The organism is Halorussus vallis, assembly GCF_024138165.1.
In the GTDB taxonomy this organism is placed as follows: Archaea; Halobacteriota; Halobacteria; order Halobacteriales; family Haladaptataceae; genus Halorussus; species Halorussus vallis.
In genome coordinates this window covers 81,538-103,326 of record NZ_CP100004.1, presented here as the reverse complement: position 1 = coordinate 103,326, position 21,789 = coordinate 81,538, and the positions used below count along the sequence as shown (strand labels likewise).

Below are 21,789 nucleotides of genomic sequence, written 5' to 3'. Positions count from 1 at the left end.
CCTTAGACTCCTTCTGCGATGACGGGTGCGACCGAGAACGGAAGCCACGACGTATCGCCCGCGAGAGCCCGCTGGAAATCGTCACGACGCTCGGCGGCCTTGGTCATCGCGCCCTCCTGCTCGGTCTTCGGGTCCGTCTTCGAAATCGAATTCGCGGCGTTGAACATCCCGTGTCCAACCTCAGTCTCAGCCGCGTGAGGGACGGCGACCGCGCCGTCTCGAATCCAGTCGCGGAACGTCTTGTTCTCCCACGACGGGTGTGCGTCGACGAGGAGCGCCGCACCACCAGCGACCATCGGGGTCGCCATCGAAGTCCCCGAGAGCTTCGAGAGCTTCGTCCGACTACTATCCTCAACGGGAACGCGCACGACGGTCGCCATTCCCGGCGCAACCACGTCGATGCTCGCACCGCGCGACATCCCAGTAGAGAGGTCCGTCGCCCCGCTGTCAGGGCCGTACTGCGAGAAGTACGCGCTCGCCGCGTGCGATGGTTCACTGCCGTTCGTCGCGCCGACCGTAATCACGTCTTGCGCGTCTCCCGGTGACGCGATACCAGGACTTCGCGCGAATCGACTGTTCCCGGCCGCGACCGTCACCACATCAACCCCGTGCGCGTACGCGTATTCGACGGCCGAGACGATTGCCTCGTCGTACACCGGCGAACCAAGCGACATCGTAACCACGTCGGCGTTCTGGTCGGCCGCGTACCGAATCGCCTCAGCAATATCCGACGTCGACCCACTGCCATCGTCCGAAAGCGCCTTCAAGACGAGCAGTCGAGCGCCCGGCACAACGCCGTCGTGCGAGTCGTTCGACGTATTCGCAGCAACCGCCGAACTCGTCCACGTCCCGTGGCCGTTTCCGTCAGCAATCGCGTCCCATCCCGCCTGCTCAACCGTCGTGTTCGTGATGAAGTTCTTCGAGGCATTCGAAATCCGGATTTCCGACCCCGAACTTCCGTTCCCGAACACGAGGCCGTCTGCGGTGTTGGTTCCCGTGTCGATGTTCGCTACGAGAACGCCCGTTCCGTCGATATTCGCGGAGACGTTATCGACGCCGAGAATCGCGCGTGACTCAGCCATCGTCGTCTTATTCGCGTCCCCGGAGAATGCCACGCCGTTCAGAGGATACTTGGGGTCGTCTAATGCTGTCCAACCCTGCGTCGGAATCGAGGCGTTCGACTTGTCTCGTAGGACCTCGATAGGCTTCGCGAGCGAGTGGACGTAGTTCGGTTGGACGTGCTTGATGTAGCCCTGCGACGAAAGGAGACTCCTACTCGACAGGCGGCTGAGGTCGTCGAGCGACCGGACACTCAGCACGCGGTTGAGCAAGCCCGCGTCGACGGCGACCCGTGGCGCGGCGACCGTCGCCGTCCCGCTCGCATTGTCGTACCGAATCAGTTTTCGCTCGCTACGCTTGCTCGCCCACTCGCGGAGGTCTGTGAGGCCGCCGTCCGAGTACGTGACGACGAATGACGGCTGTCCGTAGTGTTCGGCCGTCTCGATACTCGGAGTGTCGTTGAGTCCGAGTGCAGCGCTCGCGGGCACAACGGCACTCACGAGGACGAGCAGTACGACTACGAGGGTGGAGTACGGTCTTGACATGGTAGGATTCTGTCGTGGTTCGAATCGCCAGCGGGACGCTCAGAGTCCGACAGGATAGGACAGCGGTGACTCCAAGCAGTACGAGGGTTCGCTAGAAAGGCAGTGCTACGCAAAACCGAATCGACGGTGGCCCTCCCGCGCGGGGAGTGTTACGCCCGTAGAGTCACATCCCCTATCAGGGATGCACCGGTACAGACAGTATCCGCTCGGACCAGTCGATTCAGCAGTTACACATTCTTATAAGCGCCTGCTGGAAAAAGATTCCGACAGTTCACCGACGGAATAGGCCTTAGAGGCCAACGTCCGAGGCGACTGAGTTACTCGCCGCCGTCAGCAATCGGGCGCTTGCGGTAGTCCTCGGGGTCCTTACCGAGGTCTTCCGCCAGGGCTTCGCGGAGTTCTTCGGCCTGTTCGTCCATCGCATTCTCGAACTCCGTGAGTTCATCGTCCGTCATAGGTTCCTGATCCCGTGCCATTCCTCAAACCTCTTGATGTATCGTTCGGCGTGCTGGTTCAAGTGTTCTTCGGCGAACGTCAGCGCCTCGTCCGGCGGCATCGGCGGGAAGACCTCCTCCGACTGGATCTTCTCACCGTCGCGGTACACGTCCATGTGAACGCCCTCCTTTGAAACGTCGTGGCCGAAGTCGCTCGCAGGGTCGTGGTCAAACCGGACGATTTCAGCCCACCGGTCGTCCAGCTTGTACTCTAACTGCACGACGAATCGCGTCACTTCGCCGTGGTCGTGACTGTACCCGATCCGACGCCGAACTCGGTGTTCGTGTGGCGTCGAGAACTCTCGGTCGTACTCTCTCGGTCCATCCGTCATCGTCTCCTCTGAGAAGGTGTAGACATTGAGAACAGGAGATGCTATAGTTCGACGTTCGAGAAGTCTGCTTCGACGAGCGCGTTCATCCACGAACCGAATCGACGGTGGTAGGTCGCGGGCGCGTGCTCGCCGTGCTCGGCCATCTCCGCCGCTGTGGGGACGCGGCCGAGTTCGTCTGCGACGCGTTCAAGCTCTCGGAGCAAGTCCTTCTCCGATATATCGTTTGTATCGAGCATCGCCTCTTGGAGTGCGTTGTTCCAGGTGCCGAACCGGAGTTTGTAGGTGTTGTCGGCGTACTTCCCGTGCTCTTTCATGTCCTCCTGAGTCGGGGAGTGGCCGAGTTCTTGGGCGAGTCGCTGGAGTTCTGCGAGGAGTTCGATTTCGGAAATTTGGTTCTTACTTTCATCGGGGTCGAGACCCGCGACTTCGAGCGCGTCGTCCCACGACCCGAAGGCGTCGACGTACTGTTCGGGGTGGAAGTTACCCTGTTTGTGCATTTCGACGACGGTGGGTGTTTTGCCAAGGCGCGCAGCAAGGGCTTGGAGGCCCGTACGAAGTGTCTCGGGCGTGGAATCGCCACCGTCGCCGGGGTCAGAAGACGCCGGGGTACTCATTGTCTGAGAGGTACGTGTGCGTGTGTCTTAAACGGTCCCGTTCGATTGTAGTCGGTTGTGTGGTATGTTTTATCTCGGTTTTCTGGGAGTCTCTTCTCAGGTAATTGTATTTTCACATGGGGAAGCGTTTATATAATATAGCTGTGAAGCCCCGAGGTAAGCACGTACGACCTGAAGAGAAGTGCCGGACCGGGGCGGCTATGACTGGTCTTCCGCGCCGACGAGCAAAGATTGCTCGGCATGGTGCTTAAAGCGTCCGGCCATTCTCGTCAGTGAGAACGTGCAATGACAACGGAGAAACACAGAACATGAACTTCGACAAACTCAAAGCGAAGTGGTCAGAAGCACGCGCAGTTTCGCCCGTGATTGGCGTGATATTAATGGTCGCCATTACTGTTATATTAGCCGCAGTAATCGGGACGTTCGTCCTCGGGCTCGGAAAGAACATACAGACCACCGCACCTACTGCTTCAATTACTATGGATCAGTCGGGGTCGTTCGCTGCAAACGATGCAGAGATTACCATCAATCATGATAGCGGTGAAAAGTTGATGACCGGCAATATGAAGATAGTAGTCGGTGGCGATGATTCAAGCTCTACAAGTCTCGTTGACAGTTGGAATGGAAATGACAAAGAAATCACTGCGGGAGAATCTGTCACGCTAAAATCCGGCAATACACCCTCTACGTGGGGCCCCGACGTGACAATCAAAGTCGTCTGGACTTCCGATGATGGGAGCACGTCCAGCGTGCTTCGAGAGTACCAGGCGAATTAAGAGGAAAGGACTTTTAGGCGGTCGCTTTCTTTTAGCAAAGATGAGAGGGAAAGTTGGCGACACTCATTCCTGGGGGGTAATATACGATTCAGACAGAGATCCAATTTGGGAATATGTAGAATCGCACGCGCAGGTATTCCGATACCTCGAACTCGGCCTCTGGACACTCGCAATCCTCTTCGGACTCGGCGACGTACTCACAACGCTCATCGGCGTCACTCCCGTTTTCGGTGGTCCCTATGACGGTCTCTACGAGTCAGTTGCGCTCACGCGGTGGTTGCTCGATGCCTTTGGCCCCTGGACACTCTTCCCGAAGAAAGCGGTGATGCTCGGCATCGTCACGCTCATCTGGCATGTCTTCCCGAAGCCGTACCGTCTAGTTCTCGTCGGTGGCGCGGTCGTCGGGAACTACCTGCTATTCTGGGGAAACTTCCAACTGCTCATTGAAGTCGGCGCAGTTAGTTTGCCATTCTAATTCCCTTTACGGAAACCTGGATTCTGGGGTAACTATCTATCCCTCAACACCAACAACAAGGCAAGCAAGACTACTATCACACCGCCGACTTCCGGGGTGAGTAGTACTGCCCACCACGGTTGCGAGCTTGAGGCTGCTACGGCCGCGAACCCGCCACCACCGCCACTTACCTCCGTGGAATCGTCTGATTCAGTGCTATCGCTATCTGATGATGTCGATGGGTCCGTAGAATCTTGCACCGTTATGTCAGCAGTTGCATTCGCCCACACGCGTTCACCCGAGGAGAGCAAAAGCTGAATTGTCGTATCGCCGACCGAAGCGTTCGCTGGGACCGAAACTCGAATCGTGGTTGATCGGGATTCATTCGATTTGAATGGCCCACGGACGAGCGTCTGATTCGAGATATCCGCCTGCCAGCCGTCGGGGAGTGTTGAGTTGTTCACGGTGAGTGTATAATTTCCACCGATAGTCTGGTTGCCAGTATTCGTGGCTGTGACTATGAGCGTAGCAGTGTTCCCGGCTGTCGTGCTGGCGTTTCCAGTGGTGAGGTGGAGGTCTGTCTGTGGCGGCCCGCTGGCTGTCGCGACGCTTACGAGGAGAAGTGCCATGAGGGCAGTGCTGAGGAGTGTCCTTGCTTGCATTCTTGCGGTTTGATTACCCTCTAAGTGAAAGGTCTTTTGGAAATAATGAGTTCTGCATCATATGGAAGTGATTCATTTTGATAATAGTTGCATGCAGTTTCGTCTCGTGAATCAGAACCGAGTGACCGACCTGGACGGAGATATCGTGCGTAAGGTCTACACTTGCGAAAACAGAGAATTGAAGTCGGATTAATTACAATAGAAGTTCAATGACTCGCACATTCAACGTTTTCGGCGAAACGTCGATACTCGAAATCCGGCGCAGTCGAGAGCATAAAATGCATGATTCTGTCCGAAGTGCTGACTACGATGAAATTCTGGAAGACGATAAAGATGAGTACCTTGACGATTTGATTGCCGAGTACTCCTTCGACCTGCCGGAACTGGACTTCGAAAATCAGGACGGCGTCAAACAGACAAAGCGTAATCGTGAGGTTCTGGTCGTACGCATCCCCTTCGAAGGGGATGAGCAGCAACTCCGGTGGAACCCTTCTAGCAGCCAAGTTGCATACTATGATTGCTACGTTGAAGATGGTCGCCTTTGCTTCGATATTCCGCGGGACACACCGAATATTAATGATAAAATCCAAGACCGCATAGGCGCGATTCAGACCAACTTCCGACACCTGCGGAACGATATGGAGAAGTTTAACGAGAGATTCCAGAATATGGACTCGCTTGAGCGGGCCTATGATTCACGGAGAGAGGAAGCTGAAGCACACCAAGGAGAACTCGACGATCTCGACTTCCCAATTAAAGATGACGAGTGAATCCTATTTTGATTATCCGAACAGCGTGCGTATTCGGTAGACGGCTTGCTCCCAGAACGTCGGCGAGTTCACCGTCTGCACTCGAACAGTCCCGTCCGTGTCGGTGTACGTCGAGACAACTGTCCCGTTCAAGCGTCGGTCGTACTCACCGTACATCGTCCCCTCGTCCGTAATCGGTGAGTCGCCGCGGTAGAGGAGTGCGTTCTCGCTCACGGCCTTCGAGTGGATCGTCACGCCGACCGTCCAGTTCAGCGGACGGTGGTCGCGGCCGCGGACGTAGCGGAGTGAGAGGTCGGGTTCCCGGCCGGGTTGGACCGAGGAGAGGTAGACGTGGGTCGTCGACGGTGGGCGGGCGTCGGCGGGAAGCTGGCCGACGACCGAAATTGCGGTGTTGCTTCGGCTGAGTTCGACAGTGCCGCCCTCGAAGCCGTCGCCGACGAGTGCGTAGGTTCCCGTGGGGCCGCTGACGGCGCGGATGCTCGGCGGGCGGTTCCGGTTCGTCAAGTCGGCAGTGAGACGGAAGGTCTCGACGACCGACGCGCCGTCCGTCGACGCGATATGGACACGAACGACGTACCGGCCTGCGCCCTGGGTGTCGAACGTGAAGGTGTCGCCGTGCGTGATGTTCGACGTGGCGACCGCCGCGCCCGTCGGTCCGTAGACGGTGGCGCTCGTGACGCGCCGGAACGTCGAATCGGATTCGGGGTTCGCGTCAACGGTGACGGTTTCGTTCGGGCCGGGTTCGAGCGTCGAGAGGTCGATGCTGGCAAGCGTCGGCAAGTCGCCATCGAGCGAGGGATTCGTCGCCTGTGCGCTCGCGGTGCCGAGGTCGTCCGGGGTGGCGACGCGGTACTCGAAGCGAAGCGCGGCAGAGTCCGAGGCGGTGAGCGGATAGTCGGCGACGTGAACGGTGGTTGAGCGAAGGCCCACGTCCGAGACGGTGTGCTGGTCGAGTGAGACGTACTGCTCGGGGACGACGAACGACGTGCCGTTCGACCAGTGGCCGAGGACCGTCACCTGCTCGATGGAGAGTGGTGCGTCGAACGTCGCTTGGGAGGAAACAGAGTCGTCGCCGGGGCGTACACCGACGTTTCCGATGTCGAGCGAATCCCGGAGTTCGGTTATCGATTGGCGGAGTGCCTGAATTCGCTGGCGGAGGTCCGCGTCGGTCGCGTTTCCGACCGTCACGTCTATCGTCCGTTTGTCCTGGTCGCGCAGAAGGGCTTCGTAGCGGTCGCGCAGTTGGTCGTTCTGCTCGGCAAGCGCGTCAAGACGCTGGTAGACGGGTTCGAGACGGTCGCGCGTCGTGTTGTTCAGGCGCTGCTGGAGCGCCGGAGGGAGGTCGGCGAACGACTGGTTTCGGAGGTAGTCGGCGAGCAGCGCCGAGAGGTCCGCGTACCGTCCCGTAGACAGGAACGGTGGCGTCGACGCTTCCCGGACGCGAACGGTGACGTTCGACGTTGGCACGTCAACGGTCGTCGCGTCGGTCGGCAAGTAGAGCGAGGCCGTTGTGTTCGTCTCCTCGTAGAACGTGCGGATGTTGGCGAGCGAGACGTTCCGAGGGTCCGTCTTCAAACCGTCCGGTGCGCGGTAGGCGACCACGCCCGCGCGCTTGAGGTTCGCGTCCGTGACCGAGAGCGAGAATCGGCCCTCGTCGTCGGTCGTCGCGGTGAGCGGCGCGAATGTCTGCTGGTCGCGGAGGCCCTGGACGTACTTCGCGTGGTTCGACAGTCGGTTCGCGCGGTCGCGGAGATCCGCGGCGTACCCCGAAGCGATTTCCCGGGGGTCGCCGACCGTCAGCGGCACCGACACCGACGACCTTTCGGGGTGGAGGCGGTAGAAGCCCTGGTCGAGCGAGAGCCGTGCGACTTCGTGGGTCTTGCCCGCGATCGTCGTAATGCGAGGCTTAGTTTCGACGTGGTACTCGTCGAGCGTGCTATTGCCGGGACCGACCTGCTCGACGACGATAGTCTCGCTCGTCGTGACGCCGCGGAGGTCCTCGTCGATGTCGTCCTGATAGAACGGCGACCGCGACGGGTCATGGACTGAGAGGACGACCGGTTCGCCCGCGGGAACGTGCGTGCGCGGTGTGCCGAGCGAGGGGTCTTTTCGGAGGTCGGCGACGCCCGACCGGAGGAACGTGCCGGGGTTCCAGTCGCTTTCGGTGTGAATAGCCACGAACTCGGCACTCGCGGTCGCGTAGCGGCCGTCCGGTCCGGTGAGCATGGGGTTCGACTGCCAGTCGTCGGGCGTCATGTTCCGCGCCCGCGCGAGGAGTTCGTCGGCGCGCTCGCGGTATTCGTCGGGCGCGACGTCGAGCGCCGAGTAGTTCACCGCCATAACACGCACCGTACAGTTCCGGCACGGAGCGCCCGTCTCGGTACGGACGACACCCGAAATCGAATTCTCGGAAGCCAGTTCCGGAATGGCGTGGGCCTGCTGGCCGGAGTCGTAAACATGCAACTCGCTTTGGGTACCGATGGCGAGCGTCGTGTTCGCGCCGACAGTGCTGTACGCCGCTATCGAGTGTGGCGTGAAACTCGTATTGAGCGTGTCGTAGTGGACGGGGTTGCCCAGGTCCGAGAGGTTGTACGCCCAGAGTTTCGGGATGCCGCCGTTGTACGCGCCGTGGTAGAACGTCTCCGAGTACGCGTCGAACGCCCATCCCTTCGTCCCGCCCTGAAGCGTGACGTTCGTCTCGTGCACGAAAGCCGCATCCGTGACGTTCAGCACGCCGAGAACCGAACCGGTCGAATCGTATCGGGCGAGCAGACGGCGGTTCCGCTCGTCGAACAGCAAGCGCCGAACGTCCGCGGGCGGCGTGTACGCGCGCGAGCGACTGCCGTTGGTGGCGTAGAGTTCGTGAATCTGGCCGTCCGAGACGGGGAGGTACACGAGTTCGCGCTGGTGGTCGACCGCGAGCGTGTCGATACCGCCGGTCGTACTCCCGGTGTAGGAGTACGACCACTCGCGGCTGCCAGTTTCGGCGTCGAACGCTTCGACCGTCCGTCCGGAGCGGTTCAAGCCAACAACGAGGTCGTCGTGAACCGCCACGTCACCCCAGTCGCTTCCGTTCTTCGACCAATTGACGCTCCCATTCTCGGGATAGAGCGACATCAGGTACGCCGAGTTCGGTTCGGCGTCGAATCCGCTCGGGGACGCGGCGACCGCGAGCGTGCTGTTCGATGCCGCGAGCGTGTTGAAGGGTTCGTTTGAAATCGTCCGCTCATAGAGCTGTGTTCCGTCCGGACTGTACTTCCGAATTATGCCGTCGTTGAGCGTGTCGCCGCCGTCGTCGTTCACGTAGACGTTCCCCATACCGTCCGTCGCGACGGCCGTGGTGACGCTCGTCGGTGCGGACCACTCCGGCGATGTGCTCGCGGCGCTCGCCGTCCCGACGAACCCCAGGTCAAGGGCGGGTGCGACACCCCCGAACAGGAGGGTCGCGGTCAGGAGGATGGCTGTCAGGCGGTGCTGGCGGGGTGAAAACTCGACGTGCATCTGTACGGGACTCGGGTAAGGAAATCGTGGTCGGAAGTCGGGGTTAGTCGGAAGCCGATTCGGGGTTCAGGAGGTCGTGGACGAACGCCTCCATGATGTCGGTGTCGTGCTGTCGGCCGCGATTTTTCCGGGCTTTCGCGTCACTCCGCAGCTTCCGCTCGCGGTTCGGCGGAATGTCGAGCGCGTCGAGCACCTCGTCGACAAGCGCCATGAACTCGGCGGCGGGGCGATCCGCGACCACGCCGCCGAACGAGACGTACCCGCACTCCTCGTGCGGGCAGACGCGGCGGCGATGCCGGAGAACGTGGAGTTCGACGGTCCCAAAGGATGTCTCGACTTCCTTCGGGACGTACTCGCTCGGGTCCGAGAGCACGCTCGTTCGCTTGTGGTGGTGCATGCACTCGGGACAGAGCAGGTGCGCGCCCGACCGGAGGATTGTGTGGGCTTTGTACTCCTCGATGGAGGTCCCTGGGAGTTCCGCGTGGCCGGTTTCGCGGTCGGTGGTTTCGGTGTTCCCCCACCAGTTCTCGCGGGTGAACGGTGAGGTCGAAGTCGATGCATTGTCGCGTGGATGTGATGTGTCTACGTTCGTGTCTGCTGGCATTGACAGGTCCGCGGTACGCGTTGCTGGCGAATCCCGGTCGAGACGGACTACTGTCGGTAGTAAGACCCGTAGGGCGGCGTCGGTGTCTCCGACGTGCGTGCCACGGGCTTTCTGGTCCCGGCCAGGGCCAAGCCCGCGGCGTACCGATGTTAGGCGTGGGCGCGTGCGGGCTTACCCTACCAATCTAGTTTATAACACTTAAAGTTGCCTGAGAAAAGACCGAACGCGGGGGATGACGGTTACTCAGAGTCCTCGGATTGGGTGAGTCGCGCGAGATCTTCGAAGTCGAACTGGTCGGATTCCAGAATGAGTTCTTTCACGGCGTCTTTGATAGCGGATTCGAGTACGTCTTCGTCTTCGAGGTCGCTGATACCGCCTTCGAGGAACGCTTCTTTCGCGCTACTCCGGAGAATGCGTTCGTAGTCACGGTTGACCGAGAGAATGATTCGAAACCGTTCGGCGTCGCTCATCGCGTCTGGATACCGCTCTCGGAGTTCCTGAAGTGTTTCCTCGTCTATGGAGGCTTTGATTTCGGGCATTCAGTTGCTAGCCGGTTCGGATACGTTCCTAATAATCCCCTTGGTTGAGAAATAATCCGTCTACTCCGACGCCGTCATGCGATTAGAGAGTATCGAGAACTAGTAAAATATCGGTATTGAAGTCGGTGTGAGTCCATCAATGAACTTTTGCCGACCTTGAAGGTCTGTTAAGGGATTATTAAGTCGTCAAGGGTTCGCTTGGCGACTAGAAAACAGAGGTTATAGAGCCTCTAACTTTCGAAAACAGGCGTTTCGGATGCAAACCTTTTAGTGTGAAAAGTGCATGCCTACGAATGCACGCACGTACCCATTTAGGCGTGGGCGCGTCCCGGTCAGACATTGACTGGTTCCGTGACCGTGCTTGTTAGCCCGAAATCGGTCACGGGACTCTCCGTCCAACCGGGTTCCGAGGTCATGCTTGTTAGCCCAAAACTGACCTCGGGTGCATCCGTTCCGAACCTGAGCGGTAGCTGGTTCTCCGCGAATCGTCGAGTCGGTACAGTCGGGAGATCGTCGAGCAGCAGGACCACGAGAGCCGCGGTGTCGTGGGGAGTGACGTGAAACCACTTCCGCGAGTTCCGAAACCCCGTTCTCAGTTCTGAAAGAACCGGGGTTTTCGGCTGAAATCGGCCACCGTCTGGCGGTTTGGGACGTGACAGACCCCCTTCCCCCCACCCGTTCCGAAACATTCGTCCGGGAGAGGGTCGGGGTCTGCGAGACGAACTATTGGCGGGGAAACCTTTATGAGGTTAGAGTTGAAACGATAACCGTAAACCAACAAACCAGGCTTGGTTTTGCTGTGCTGTAGCTGGATGTAATGGGTGGTCTTCGACCACCCGTTCGGCCGCGCCAATCTTTCGGAACGGGTAGGGGGAGGGGGGTTCGTTCACCGTGAAACCGCGGGACGGCAGTCAATTTCCCGCCGTTTCCCGTGTTCTTCCGGAACCGAGAACGCCGTTTCGGAACAACCGGAACCCGCGGAACCGAAAAGGGGGTCGTGGAATTGGCGGAACTAATTTCTCCAAAGGTATAAATAACATTGCTTCTGAAAGGAAAGACGAAGGGCTAACAAGCAGATGAACGCCATAGACAAAAAGGCGCGTAGCTCGGTCTTCCGGGACCGAGACGCGCTCAGAGAGCAGTATTCGCCGGACTCACTCGTCGGCCGCGACGACGAATGGGACCGACTCACCGACGAATTGATGGACATCTACTGGGGCGACCTCCCCGACGACATCGTTATCTACGGGCCGAACGGGTCGGGGAAAACCGAAACCATCCGGAAAGCACTCGACGGATTCGAGACTGCCGAGGGTGTCCAAACAGACCTCGTTACTGCACGCGTCAATTGCACGAACGCGAAGAACGACACGGATCTCGCCCGTCTCGTCATCAACGAGTTCCGCTTTAAGCACGAGAAGGTGAAACGCGGTTCACACGACGTGTACGAGACGCTTTGGGAGGAACTCGACAGCCTCGGCACTGAAGACGAGGAGACGATTCTGCTGCTCGTGCTCGACGAGATAGCGCGGTCGAACTCGATAGACGAGTTCGTCTACCAGTTCTCGCGGTCAACCGACGAGTTCCTCGATACCGTGCGGCCGTGTCTCGTCGCGGTGAGTTCCGACGCCTCGATAATGGAGGACCTTGATTCGGACTCGGAGTCGTCGTTCAATCCGACCGAGATTCAGTTCGACCCCTACGACGCGAACCAGCTCCGCCAGATTCTCAAACACCGTGCGGACGTGGCGTTCCGGGACACGGAACTCGTCGAGACGGGCCAGGGCCTCGTTCTGGATAGCGAGGTGCTGGCCGACGATGTGATTCCGCTCGCCGCGGCGGTCTCGACGGCGGACGGCGCTGGCGACGCTCGGAAAGCCCTCGACGTACTGAGCAAGGCCGGGAAGCTCGCGTACCGCGAGCAGGCCGAGCAAGTCACTGCCGAGCACGTGCGAGAGGCCGAGGAACGTTACAGCGAAGAACAGGTGTTGCGGTTGCTCCGGAAGCTCGACGACAACGGGCAAGCGATTGCGTACGCACTCGTGACGCTCATCGCGGACGGGATGGAAGCGCCGTCGACGGCACGGGTCTACAAGCGGTACAAGCGGATCGTCAACCACGGCGGGAAGGACGCCGTCTCGAAGCGGTGGGCGCGTAACCACCTGAACCGACTCGACAAACTCGGGCTGACCGACGCGCACACGGAAGACGGCCAGGGGAGTCCGAAGGTCCATCCGCTGAGCGGGTACGAGGTCGAGACGGTGCTCGGCGCGCTCAGTCAACAGGTTGAGTTCTACGGCGCGCACGAGAGTATCGCGAACTTAGAGAACGTGGTTGCAGAATAGCAGTAGTTAGTAGACCGGTTTCTTTGTTCAGCCTGTAGCACGTAACTGATTCAGCTGTATTGCTCAATTCGTGGTGCAAATTTACCGCTTATCTACGACTAAGACCTCTTCTGTCCGTCTGCGCACAAAGACCTGCCAATAGTAGAGTATGGTTAGTAGAAGATAACAGACTACCATAAACCCGACTATGGATAGTTTGAACGATTCCGACAGGTGTGACCTTAGGGACCATAGTACAATGAGCAACCCGATATCAATCAAAGTGACCGCTAAGTATACACGGGGCCATTTTATAGATAAGGTCCACGCCAGAGAAATGTCCCCCATCTTATCACATTCTCACTACCACGCTCCGTGAAAGAGAAGTAAAACAATTATGGCTGAATACCCCCGTATTCGTCATTCTCCCCAACGATAGACTTACGCTCTGCATTGAGCAATGTCTCCGCAAACGATTCTGATGTAAGAAACCGCACTACCTACTACTGATGGACTACTCGTCCACACCCGATTTCCAGTGAAATCCGGAGCCGGATTCGAGTTTTTGGAGTTTCCCGTGGTCTGCGAGAGCTTCGAGTCGCGGGAGGGCAGTGGTTCGGTCGCAACCGACTTCGCGAGCGACGTCGCCGGTCGAGGCGAATTCGAGGGCTTCGACGGCCTGGATGAAGGCTTCGTCGGGGTACTTTGTAGTGATGCGGCCGTTGTCGGGGTCTGTCTCGTAGTAGCCTGAGTGTGTGTTCTCGTCGGCGGTGCCGTCCCGGTCGTCCATTACCCCTGTCTTCTCATGCGTCGCATATAAACCCTTCATCGACTGACGGAGGGAAAGTATTATTACACCTGCCTGAAATGAGGGTGATAAGGGAAGACCGACGGTCGGACCCTGCGACGAAAAACAGAAGCCCACGCCTACGTCGCGGGAACTCCCGGCCTACGTGCTTGCACGCATACCCGAACAAATCCTGTCGGCTTCCCGGACGGATGCACAATGTCAATGTCAGACCAGACCGCTCCTGCGGGAGCGGCACAACCAGACCAGTGGACGGCTCGTATTGACCCCGAACGCGACTACGAGGTCGTCTACGAGCACACCGAATACGATTTTGAAACCACGGACACCGCGTTCGTTGCCGAACGCACCCGCCGAACGCCGCGAGGTGGCGACTGATGCATCGGTCGCTCCGCGACAGCGGCGTGACGACCGGCTGTGAGTCAGCCAAAGCGTTCGCGAACACCTACGGCCGAAACCCGGACTTCTGCCACCGGCTTTGGGAACTGCTCGACGGGACGAACGCCGTTCTGCTCGTCGTCAGTCCGGAGGTCGAGCGCGACCTCTGCGGCGCGACCGCGACCGGGACCGGTGGCGTGCTCGCCCGGGTGACGCGCGAGAACGAACAGACGACGCACGCGTACGAACTCCGCGGTGCTGGCGTGCTCGAAGTCCATCAGCTACTCGTCGCCCGCGACCGGATGCAGAACAAACTCGCGAGGGTCCGGGCGGGCGACATCGACGAAGACGCGGCCGCTATCGAAACGGCCATCGAGCGCCTGCAAACCCGAGCGAACACCCGCAACGATTTAGAGTCGTCGTTCGCGGGGAAGTGGGTTGGCGAGAGCCAAATCGAGGCGGCGTACCTCCACCGGGAGCCGTCGACGCCCGCGGTAGGATTCCAGCAGGCAACGCTGGAGGCCCAGTGATGCAGTGCGGAATCTGCCGCGGGCGGACGAACCAGCGGGACGGAGAGCACCGTGACCTCGGCGACGAAGACCGGTCGCTCGTCTGTCCGGACTGCCAAGCTGTTGCGGACAAACTCGGCAGGGACGGCGAAGAGGCGACCGCCGAGGGCGACCGGGAGGTGTCGACGAAGTATGCAGTTTAACCGTGCGTACTTCCGGACGCTCCGGACGGCCGGAGCGCTAGCTCCGGCGCTCGCGTGCTTCGCGTGCGGCCACGAGTACGACTACCTCGGAGCAGGACCGCACCCTGGGGAGTGCCCGGCGTGTGGGTCGCGTCTCGTCTCGCCCGCGGGCGACTTCGAGATTACAGCGAGCAAGGCGAACCGGATGTGGACTGCGCACGTGAGCGTCCAGGTTCAGGCGACCGACGAGTCCGGCCGCGAGTGGCTGTTCACGTTCCAGTACGACGACGGCGAGGAGTCGGCGCGACTGAAGACGGTGCGTATCGACGGCCAGCTACTCGACTCTCGGAGCGATAACTGGGGCGACGCCTTGCTGTTCGACTCGATAGCGGCCGAAATAGCGAATGAGATGGACGCCAGCGGCCGCGTCAAGACGTACATCTGGGCGTACGAGGGTGATTCGACCGAAGTTAGCGAGGGCGAGGAGGATACTTGATATGCAACAAACTAAACAGGAAAGTAGAATAGACTGGCCGACCGGATTCGACCGAACCCCTGCGGCGGAACAAACGCGAAACAACCGCTTCAAGAAGTCACTTCGGCAGTCCATCGACGACCTCGCCGACGAGTTCGAACGCGTCGGAGTGGATGATTGGCGACTCTCGACGGGTGCGGAACACCAGAAAGAGAACCCGCGCTATCCCTACGCGGACGCTTCGCCGGACGACCCCGGAGCGGTGGCTCGCTGGCGGATGGACGGCGAACAGTACGCGGTGGCGTGCGACCGCTACTCGGGTCTCCGCGACAACATTCGGACGCTCTACCTCTACATCCGTGAGAAACGGAAGATGGAGAACCGGCCGGTGGCGACCGGAGAAAGTGAGTTCGCAAACGCTCGACTCCCGCCGGGAGACGACGACCGCGGAATGGTGGTCGCTCGACCACCGGCCGACGAGAAGGAACCGCACGAGGTTCTCGGGGTCGCGCCGGAAGCGCCAGAGGGCGTCATCAAGGCGGCCGCGCGGGAGTTGAAGAAAGAGAACCACCCGGACAACGGCGGTGACACGACCGCGTTCAAGCGGGTCGTGAGTGCCGAGACGGAGCTACTTGAATGACCACCGGCACCATGCCGGGGCTTGCGCCAACGGCCGTCTATCTCCGCGAGATACAAGCCGACGACGTGCTCGAAGCTGAACGTCTGTGGGTGAGTCGGTGGGGTGGCAACCCACCGGTTCCCGGCGAACCGGACGCGTGGGTCAAACGCGCGGTTGACGACGATTCGGAGCACGTGTATGGGGTTGTGGCGACGACCGGCGAGCAGATCGTCGGCGTCGGCCTGTGTGCGTCGGTCGCCCACAAGTACGTCCGGAAGTCGTACTACGATGGCGGGTACGTTGACGACCTGCTCGACCGGCATTCGGGTATCATGCACGTTGGGATTGTCCGGCAGGGCTTCGAGAGTCGCGGTATCGGCTCACGTCTGTTCAAGAACCGGCTGGCGTGGCTGGCCGAGTATGGCGTCGAGCGCGTGTTCGGCACGTCGTGGCTACGCAACGACCACCACGACAGTAGCGCACTGTTCGAAGCGTATGGATTCCGGCCTGTCGTAGAGGTAGAGGGCTACTACGGCGAGACGAACGACCGGGACCAATGCCCGGACTGTCCTGGTATCTGTGAGTGTACGGCGCGAATCTATCGGAGGGACTTGTGACGGGCCACTGGCACGCGACCGACCGCGTTGATGTGACGGCGGTCATGGAGTGTCCGAACGGGTGTTTCGAAATCGAACTTGAAGCCACGAACAGCGAGGAAGGCGCTGGCGTCCTCTTGAATCGGTTCGAAGTCTGTCCGAACTGTGGCGCTGACGTAGACTATCTCGCTGACGAGCGGCCGACGGAGGTGTTGGAATAGCCATGAGCGAGCGCACCTTCGACCGCCACCACGAGGACCCCTACGAGCACTACAGCGAGTGGGGGCACAAGCGGACGTTCGCCGCTGGTTGGGCGAAGATTCACGAGGGCTGTGGCGGCCTCTGCCGGTTCGTCGAAGCGTGGGATTCGCCGGGCGTCGGGTGGACCGCCGAGTGCCTCTCCTGTGGGACCGAGGGAATCGTTGAGGAGCACGTCGTGTTCGTGACGGACCCGGCGGTCCCGCACGAGGATGGCGTTCAGGCGCTCGTCGACGAAGTGCCGCCGTCCGACCGCGCCGACTTGGAGTACGACGTCGACTTACAGCAGCGAGAGGGATTCCGAGCGGCCCAAGACGACCTTCGCGACCAACTCGGGGAGGTGTTCGAGGGTGGATTCTGAACGAGCGCCGACCGCTCGCGAACTCCTGCAAGCGACGCGGGCGGTCCCCGAGGGTGAGACACCGCTGCTCGACGCCGAAGATGGCGTTGCCGAGTGGGGCGACCTCCGGCCCGAGGACGTGCTGAATCGTCTTGAAGCGACCGAGGGCCGTGTCGCGCTCTACATCTACGGCACGACGGACTCGGAGTTCTGGCTTCGCTACCGCCCGGACCTCGGCGAGTGGGAGGGCGTCTCGCGGTATCCGACCGGCGCGTGGGACAGGACGACCGCAGGTCGCCCGTTCGCCTGGTGTTGGTTAGAGGGTTGGCTTCCGTACGTCCATCGAGGGAGCGTGCGTCTGTCGAGCGAGTTCGAACAGTTCGAACCGGTCGGAGACGACGAGGAGGTGACTTGGGCGTGAGCACCTACACCGAAACGACTTGCTCAACGTGCGGCGAAGCCTTTGAGACGCGCGAGAACTGGCTGTTCGACCACGAGACGTGTCCGGAGTGTTTCGCGTTCCCGGACGTGCATCCCGATGACTCCGTGGACGACGAGTTCAACGTGTATCTCGTCTCTCGCGTCCAAGCACCGCCGAAGTGTGGGCCGGAAGCGAACTACTACCGAGTGGCCGCGCGCTCGGAGCCCGAGGCCCTGTGGTTCGCAGAAGCCTACATGATTCTCGAATACGAGCACCGTATGGACTCGCAGAATCGGCGGAAACTCGCAGACCTCGAAATTGCCGAGAACGGCCGCGCGAACACGAACACCTACCCGGAACTGTCGGCGTGCCAGAGTTCGATAGAGTGGCACGACGGCTATACGGTCCGTGACCTCGGGTTCCGTGGGACGCACGGCGACGACGAAGACCAACGCGACCTCGGACCGAACACCACCGACCAATTCACTCACATGAGCGCCGACGACTACCGCGACGTACTCGTACACGCGACCGAGGAACAGATCGACCACAAACTCGCCGAGAACGTCCCCGACGACCACCTGTGCTATTGGACAGTAAATGGGACGTCCCGGCAGACACGGCACGGCCAGCGTATCTGGTTCGAGAACGACGGCCGAATCGTTGCCGGTGGTATCATCGACCACGTTGAATCGGGCCGCATCTGGTTCTCGCCACTAGAGCGCGTGGACGCCGACCTGCCGAAGGACGCACCGAGTCGCGGGTTCACGTATCTTGACACCGAGAAGCGCCCGGAGGTGCTAAGGGTATGAACGGAATCGAATCGGTAGAGGTTCGGACTGCCGAGGACCCGACGAAGACGATTCTCTCCAAATCGGCGCTGTCGGAAAAGCACCTCTGCGACTACGTTATCAACGTCGCGACCGGCTGTCGGCACGGCTGCCAGTTCTGCTACGTACCTGCGACGCCGAACATCCGGACACGCGGGGAGATGCTGGCCGAGCACGCCGACGTCGCGGACAGCCAGCAGGAATGGGGCGAGTACGTCCTCTACCGGGACACCATCCCGGAGGAACTACCCGGTCTGCTTGACCGCAAGCGGACGTGGAAGCGGACCGAGAACGGCTGTGGAATCGTTGGACTGTCGTTCTCGACGGATTGCTACATGGATAGGCGAGCGGGCGACATCACGCGGGCAGCGGTCGAAACGCTCGCTGAGCATGGCCACTACGCGCGAGTCCTGACACGGAATCCCTTGAACGCCGTCCGTCACCTGGATACGTTTCGAGAGGCGGGCGAGCACGTTATCGTCGGGTCGTCGATTAACTCGCTCGACGCGAACGAACTCGGCGCGGTAGAGCGCCGGGCACCCTCTCCGGATGCGAGACTCCGGGGTCTCGAACGCTTCGCGGACGCGGGCGTTCCGGTGTTCGTCTCAATGAGTCCGACCTATCCGACGATGGACCGCGCGGATCTTCGTGAGCTGATGGTGCGAATCAGCGCGCTCGACCCGGCGGTCGTCTTCCACGAACCCATCAATCCGCGTGGGGCGAACTTCGATATGACCGTGGAGGCCGCCTGGAGTGCGGGCGAAGACGACCTTGGCGCGGCGCTGGCGCGACTCCGGGGTCGCGAGCAGTGGGTCGAGTACGCCTGCCAGCACTTCCAGTGGGTACAGGAACTCGCGGAAGAACTCGACGTGCCGATTCATCTGTGGCCGGACAAGCAACTCGTCGCGACCGTCGACGGTGAGCGTGAACGCTGGCTTCAGGCGTGGCGGGAACGCCAGTCCCCCGAGGCGTTTGCCGGACGTGACACACCCGACGAAGGACTGCCGCCGCTCCCGTCGGCGCTCGACGCCTACCAGGAGGACCGATGAATTCCTCAGCGACGGAGCGAACCACCGACGAGAGAGCGTGTTCGCTCGACGATTTGGCGAACGGTCTTGCCGACCGGCCGGAGGGAAGCGTATCGGGATGGACGATGGAGGGCCGGAGCAACGACCAATACGCTGTTCCGACCGCGCTCGACTACGTGCCGCTCGACTCCTGGATGTACCGCGACCTCCCATGCGTGCTGCTCGCGGTGACGCGGTATTTCATCGGAGGGTACGCGACGCGACCGCACGAGGAGTGGGAGTACGAGGAGATGGAAACCACGTATCTCGGCATGGTGTATGCACCGCCGGTCGAGACGCCGCTCGGTGGTTATTCGGGTGTATCGCCGACACAGACGGAAGACGGCGACTGGTTTCAGACCGGGGCGGCAGACGACCTGAAAAAGCCGAAGTATCCCTCCGAGACGCTAGCCGAAGCAGTGAAATCCCGGACGAACACGCTCGCGGGAGGGCTTCGGAGTCACGCTGAGGAGTCGGTCTGTGAGTGTGGGTGGTTGCGGACGAACTCGAAACGAGGCCACGACGAGGGCTGTCCGGCTGAGTCCGGCGACTGGCTCCCCGAACCGCTCTAAGTTTCTGTCCGTGGGAGTTCTCAGGTAGTCTTTCAACGACTAAGTTATATCCTCATGATAAAATTGAAGTAGGTTGAATATCAATACGCATTACAAGAAGAAGTCGCCCGCCTCAGCCACCTCAGGTGGCTCAGGTACCTTAGCCGACGCAGGTGCGAGGGTCGCCCGACCCCTCTGGTTCAAGTCCAGAATCGGCCATGTCCACCCGAAACGTGCGCTCAGCGCCCACGCCTATCTGGAGTGCGTTTCCGGTGGCGAGAGGACAGTATGTCCGAAGCACACCACCAATCGACAGACGCAGACGAATCGACCACGAACACCGACGACGCGCCCGCAGGTCTCACGCTCGCGTACCGGCGGAGCACCGCGTTCCGACAAGCGATGCTGAAAGTCATCGCGGCGAGCGGCGGGTCACGGTACGGCCTCGGAATCAAGGCCGACCTCGAAGAGTACTACGACGAGGAGGTCAACCACGGCCGCCTTTACCCGAATCTCGACGCGCTCGTTGACGCCGGGCTTCTGGAAAAGAGCCAGCTCGACCGGCGGACGAATGAGTACGCGCTGACCGCCGACGCGAAGCGTGTGCTCGTGAACGAACACGCCCGAGACGCCGAGAAACTGAACGAATTAGAGGACCTCGACGCGTGAGCATCGAGACGCCATTCCCGGTGGAAGGGACTATTACTCCCCGGGAAAACGGGTTCGGAGCTAGTCTCCCCTGTGAATCGGAGTGGCTCTCCGAAACGGAAAATGGAGACATTCTCCAGCGTGCCGTGGATCGGGCTAGTCGAGAGTATGGCAACGGAGTCGAAGTCGCAGTCGTGTTTCACGACGACGGACACGGGAACGCGCAAAGCTTCGACCTCCTCGGACTCGCGGAAGAAACCGATACGGCGAGTGCAACGCTTGACCGTGGCGACTGGGGAAAGGTTGTCGACGCTCTGCGGGAGTGTGCTGAAATCGAACAGTACGGGGACCACATCGACCGAGCGCAGGGGCGGCATTTCGAGCGTCTCGCGGAAGACCTACAGGAGCAGACCGATGCCTGCTGAACCGGAAAAAGACACGTACCAGGGTGAGCAGGTTGCGTTCATCGAAATCGACGACGGTGACGATATGTCAGCCGTTCTCGGCGCGATGGCGGCCGAGGGCGGGTTCACGGTCGGCGGGAGCGACAAGCCTGGTACGTACCGCCTAATCCGTGAAGAGGAGAGTCCAGTACGGGCAGACGGCGGTGTCACCACAGGCCAGAACGAGAACGCGGACTCGGCGCTTTCGCTGCTTGAGTTCGACGAGCGGTGCCGCGAGCGAACCGGCCGCGAGAAGCCGCACAACTTCGGGGTAACGTGGCCCAAGGAGTGCGTCGAGTGCGGGACGACCGTCGAAGAGGACGACAACTGGCGACTCTGGCAAGGCTGGCTGCTCTGCGGGAGCGACGAGTGTGCGCCAGAGGAGTACGTCGAGACGTATCCGAATCTCGTTCGGCAGGAGTACCATCTGGTCGAGTCGCACGCGGAGGCCGAGGGCTACCTGTTCATTGAGCGCGCACCGGAGAGTCACCCGCTCGGTGGGTTCTGGGTGCCAACGTCGGCCGAGTTCTCGGAACGCGACCACCCCGCAACGGGCGACCTCGTACGATACCCCGCTGACGACCGCGAACCGAGAATCGTCGGGAGCGACGGCGACGACCTGCCGGAGTGGGTCGAATGAGTCAGTCGAAATCGTCGCTGACCGACGCGACGGGACCACGGTCCGAGTTTGCGTTGCCGTGGCTGACCGGCCCCGCTATCGTCGCGGGCGCGCGCCTGCTCGTCGGCGATACGCTCGTCCACGATGAGCACGGAACGTTGGAAGTCCGGGGGTACGGATTCACGAACGGCGCGCTCGGCGAGTACGTGAAACTCGCCGCGACGAGCGACATGGACGCGCCGTCGAAGTGGTCGGTCGAGCGCGGTGCGCCGAACTCACTGCCGGAAGCGTTCGACGCGGCCGAGATGTCGCTCGGAGGTGAAACCGAGTAGGCCAACGTTCCCCGCTGTCGCGCACATCTCTCGTCGCGT

At 60.7% G+C, this 21,789-nt stretch carries 28 protein-coding genes; 19 read left to right on the top strand and 9 right to left on the bottom strand.

The features are described 5' to 3' along the window. Positions 1-2: 2 nt before the first annotated feature. The 4 genes from NGM07_RS25105 to NGM07_RS25090 form a co-directional block, all read right to left on the bottom strand. A complete protein-coding gene (locus tag NGM07_RS25105) occupies positions 3-1,604 on the bottom strand; it encodes a S8 family peptidase (protein ID WP_253521848.1) in 1,602 nt (533 codons plus the stop codon). A gap of 317 nt (positions 1,605-1,921) precedes the next feature. After that, positions 1,922-2,059: a hypothetical protein gene (locus NGM07_RS25100; RefSeq protein ID WP_253521846.1), complete on the bottom strand. Its 138-nt coding sequence runs from the start codon at positions 2,057-2,059 to the stop codon at positions 1,922-1,924. Next, positions 2,056-2,520, bottom strand: a complete 465-nt coding sequence (locus NGM07_RS25095; protein WP_253521844.1) for a DUF7718 family protein — start codon at positions 2,518-2,520, stop codon at positions 2,056-2,058. The genes NGM07_RS25100 and NGM07_RS25095 overlap by 4 nt, the downstream gene beginning before the upstream one ends. Next, positions 2,472-3,044 carry a homing endonuclease associated repeat-containing protein gene (locus tag NGM07_RS25090; protein ID WP_253521842.1) on the bottom strand — a complete coding sequence of 191 codons (573 nt, stop codon included), beginning with the start codon at positions 3,042-3,044 and terminating at the stop codon, positions 2,472-2,474. Before NGM07_RS25090 ends, NGM07_RS25095 begins: the two co-directional genes overlap by 49 nt. Positions 3,045-3,352: 308 nt before the next feature. On the opposite strand from NGM07_RS25090, the gene NGM07_RS25085 reads away from it, so the two are divergent. Next, positions 3,353-3,820, top strand: coding sequence for a type IV pilin domain-containing protein (locus tag NGM07_RS25085; protein ID WP_253521840.1), 468 nt, complete (start codon positions 3,353-3,355; stop codon positions 3,818-3,820). 40 nt (positions 3,821-3,860) lie between these two features. Then, on the top strand, positions 3,861-4,295 hold the full coding sequence (locus tag NGM07_RS25080) for a hypothetical protein (RefSeq protein WP_253521837.1): 435 nt from the start codon (positions 3,861-3,863) through the stop codon (positions 4,293-4,295). Between the two features lie 32 nt (positions 4,296-4,327). Here the strand turns inward: NGM07_RS25080 and NGM07_RS25075 are convergent, their stop codons facing one another. Further along, positions 4,328-4,936 carry an NEW3 domain-containing protein gene (locus NGM07_RS25075; RefSeq protein ID WP_253521834.1) on the bottom strand — a complete coding sequence of 203 codons (609 nt, stop codon included), beginning with the start codon at positions 4,934-4,936 and terminating at the stop codon, positions 4,328-4,330. A gap of 209 nt (positions 4,937-5,145) precedes the next feature. On the opposite strand from NGM07_RS25075, the gene NGM07_RS25070 reads away from it, so the two are divergent. Further along, positions 5,146-5,706 carry a hypothetical protein gene (locus NGM07_RS25070; protein WP_253521832.1) on the top strand — a complete coding sequence of 187 codons (561 nt, stop codon included), beginning with the start codon at positions 5,146-5,148 and terminating at the stop codon, positions 5,704-5,706. A 12-nt stretch (positions 5,707-5,718) separates the two neighbouring features. Here the strand turns inward: NGM07_RS25070 and NGM07_RS25065 are convergent, their stop codons facing one another. From NGM07_RS25065 to NGM07_RS25055, 3 genes are all read right to left on the bottom strand, one after another. Then, on the bottom strand, positions 5,719-9,207 hold the full coding sequence (locus NGM07_RS25065) for an outer membrane protein assembly factor BamB family protein (RefSeq protein ID WP_253521830.1): 3,489 nt from the start codon (positions 9,205-9,207) through the stop codon (positions 5,719-5,721). Between the two features lie 43 nt (positions 9,208-9,250). Beyond that, on the bottom strand, positions 9,251-9,811 hold the full coding sequence (locus NGM07_RS25060) for a hypothetical protein (RefSeq protein ID WP_253521828.1): 561 nt from the start codon (positions 9,809-9,811) through the stop codon (positions 9,251-9,253). 239 nt (positions 9,812-10,050) lie between these two features. Beyond that, positions 10,051-10,350 carry a hypothetical protein gene (locus NGM07_RS25055; protein WP_253521826.1) on the bottom strand — a complete coding sequence of 100 codons (300 nt, stop codon included), beginning with the start codon at positions 10,348-10,350 and terminating at the stop codon, positions 10,051-10,053. Positions 10,351-11,426: 1,076 nt separating this feature from the next. Here NGM07_RS25055 and NGM07_RS25050 point away from each other — a divergent pair. After that, positions 11,427-12,695 carry a Cdc6/Cdc18 family protein gene (locus NGM07_RS25050; RefSeq protein WP_253521824.1) on the top strand — a complete coding sequence of 423 codons (1,269 nt, stop codon included), beginning with the start codon at positions 11,427-11,429 and terminating at the stop codon, positions 12,693-12,695. Between the two features lie 493 nt (positions 12,696-13,188). On the opposite strand, the gene NGM07_RS25045 is transcribed toward NGM07_RS25050, so the two are convergent. After that, a complete protein-coding gene (locus tag NGM07_RS25045) occupies positions 13,189-13,464 on the bottom strand; it encodes a hypothetical protein (RefSeq protein ID WP_253521823.1) in 276 nt (91 codons plus the stop codon). A gap of 395 nt (positions 13,465-13,859) precedes the next feature. Between NGM07_RS25045 and NGM07_RS25040 the strand changes: the two genes are divergently transcribed. From NGM07_RS25040 to NGM07_RS24970, 15 genes are all read left to right on the top strand, one after another. Next, on the top strand, positions 13,860-14,390 hold the full coding sequence (locus tag NGM07_RS25040; protein WP_253521820.1) for a hypothetical protein: 531 nt from the start codon (positions 13,860-13,862) through the stop codon (positions 14,388-14,390). Then, positions 14,390-14,572, top strand: coding sequence for a hypothetical protein (locus NGM07_RS25035; protein WP_253521817.1), 183 nt, complete (start codon positions 14,390-14,392; stop codon positions 14,570-14,572). Before NGM07_RS25040 ends, NGM07_RS25035 begins: the two co-directional genes overlap by 1 nt. Next, positions 14,562-15,047 carry an FmdB family zinc ribbon protein gene (locus tag NGM07_RS25030; RefSeq protein WP_253521814.1) on the top strand — a complete coding sequence of 162 codons (486 nt, stop codon included), beginning with the start codon at positions 14,562-14,564 and terminating at the stop codon, positions 15,045-15,047. The genes NGM07_RS25035 and NGM07_RS25030 overlap by 11 nt, the downstream gene beginning before the upstream one ends. Beyond that, positions 14,956-15,666 carry a J domain-containing protein gene (locus NGM07_RS25025; protein WP_253521811.1) on the top strand — a complete coding sequence of 237 codons (711 nt, stop codon included), beginning with the start codon at positions 14,956-14,958 and terminating at the stop codon, positions 15,664-15,666. The genes NGM07_RS25030 and NGM07_RS25025 overlap by 92 nt, the downstream gene beginning before the upstream one ends. After that, a complete protein-coding gene (locus tag NGM07_RS25020; protein WP_253521809.1) occupies positions 15,663-16,262 on the top strand; it encodes a GNAT family N-acetyltransferase in 600 nt (199 codons plus the stop codon). Before NGM07_RS25025 ends, NGM07_RS25020 begins: the two co-directional genes overlap by 4 nt. Next, a complete protein-coding gene (locus NGM07_RS25015) occupies positions 16,259-16,462 on the top strand; it encodes a hypothetical protein (RefSeq protein WP_253521808.1) in 204 nt (67 codons plus the stop codon). Before NGM07_RS25020 ends, NGM07_RS25015 begins: the two co-directional genes overlap by 4 nt. A 2-nt stretch (positions 16,463-16,464) precedes the next feature. After that, complete coding sequence (locus tag NGM07_RS25010; RefSeq protein WP_253521806.1) at positions 16,465-16,860, top strand: hypothetical protein; 396 nt, start codon at positions 16,465-16,467, stop codon at positions 16,858-16,860. Continuing rightward, entirely contained in the window at positions 16,850-17,260 is a 411-nt protein-coding gene (locus NGM07_RS25005) for a hypothetical protein (RefSeq protein ID WP_253521804.1), read from the top strand. The genes NGM07_RS25010 and NGM07_RS25005 overlap by 11 nt, the downstream gene beginning before the upstream one ends. Continuing rightward, positions 17,257-18,072, top strand: coding sequence for a hypothetical protein (locus NGM07_RS25000; protein WP_253521802.1), 816 nt, complete (start codon positions 17,257-17,259; stop codon positions 18,070-18,072). Before NGM07_RS25005 ends, NGM07_RS25000 begins: the two co-directional genes overlap by 4 nt. Next, complete coding sequence (locus tag NGM07_RS24995) at positions 18,069-19,139, top strand: SPL family radical SAM protein (RefSeq protein WP_253521800.1); 1,071 nt, start codon at positions 18,069-18,071, stop codon at positions 19,137-19,139. The genes NGM07_RS25000 and NGM07_RS24995 overlap by 4 nt, the downstream gene beginning before the upstream one ends. Then, positions 19,136-19,729, top strand: coding sequence for a hypothetical protein (locus NGM07_RS24990; RefSeq protein WP_253521798.1), 594 nt, complete (start codon positions 19,136-19,138; stop codon positions 19,727-19,729). The genes NGM07_RS24995 and NGM07_RS24990 overlap by 4 nt, the downstream gene beginning before the upstream one ends. 267 nt (positions 19,730-19,996) lie before the next feature. Then, positions 19,997-20,377 carry a PadR family transcriptional regulator gene (locus NGM07_RS24985; protein WP_382196167.1) on the top strand — a complete coding sequence of 127 codons (381 nt, stop codon included), beginning with the start codon at positions 19,997-19,999 and terminating at the stop codon, positions 20,375-20,377. Further along, entirely contained in the window at positions 20,374-20,781 is a 408-nt protein-coding gene (locus NGM07_RS24980) for a hypothetical protein (RefSeq protein WP_253521796.1), read from the top strand. The genes NGM07_RS24985 and NGM07_RS24980 overlap by 4 nt, the downstream gene beginning before the upstream one ends. Positions 20,782-20,845: 64 nt before the next feature. Continuing rightward, complete coding sequence (locus NGM07_RS24975) at positions 20,846-21,439, top strand: hypothetical protein (protein WP_253521794.1); 594 nt, start codon at positions 20,846-20,848, stop codon at positions 21,437-21,439. Further along, on the top strand, positions 21,436-21,750 hold the full coding sequence (locus NGM07_RS24970) for a hypothetical protein (protein WP_253521792.1): 315 nt from the start codon (positions 21,436-21,438) through the stop codon (positions 21,748-21,750). The genes NGM07_RS24975 and NGM07_RS24970 overlap by 4 nt, the downstream gene beginning before the upstream one ends. The last annotated feature ends 39 nt before the right edge of the window (positions 21,751-21,789 follow it).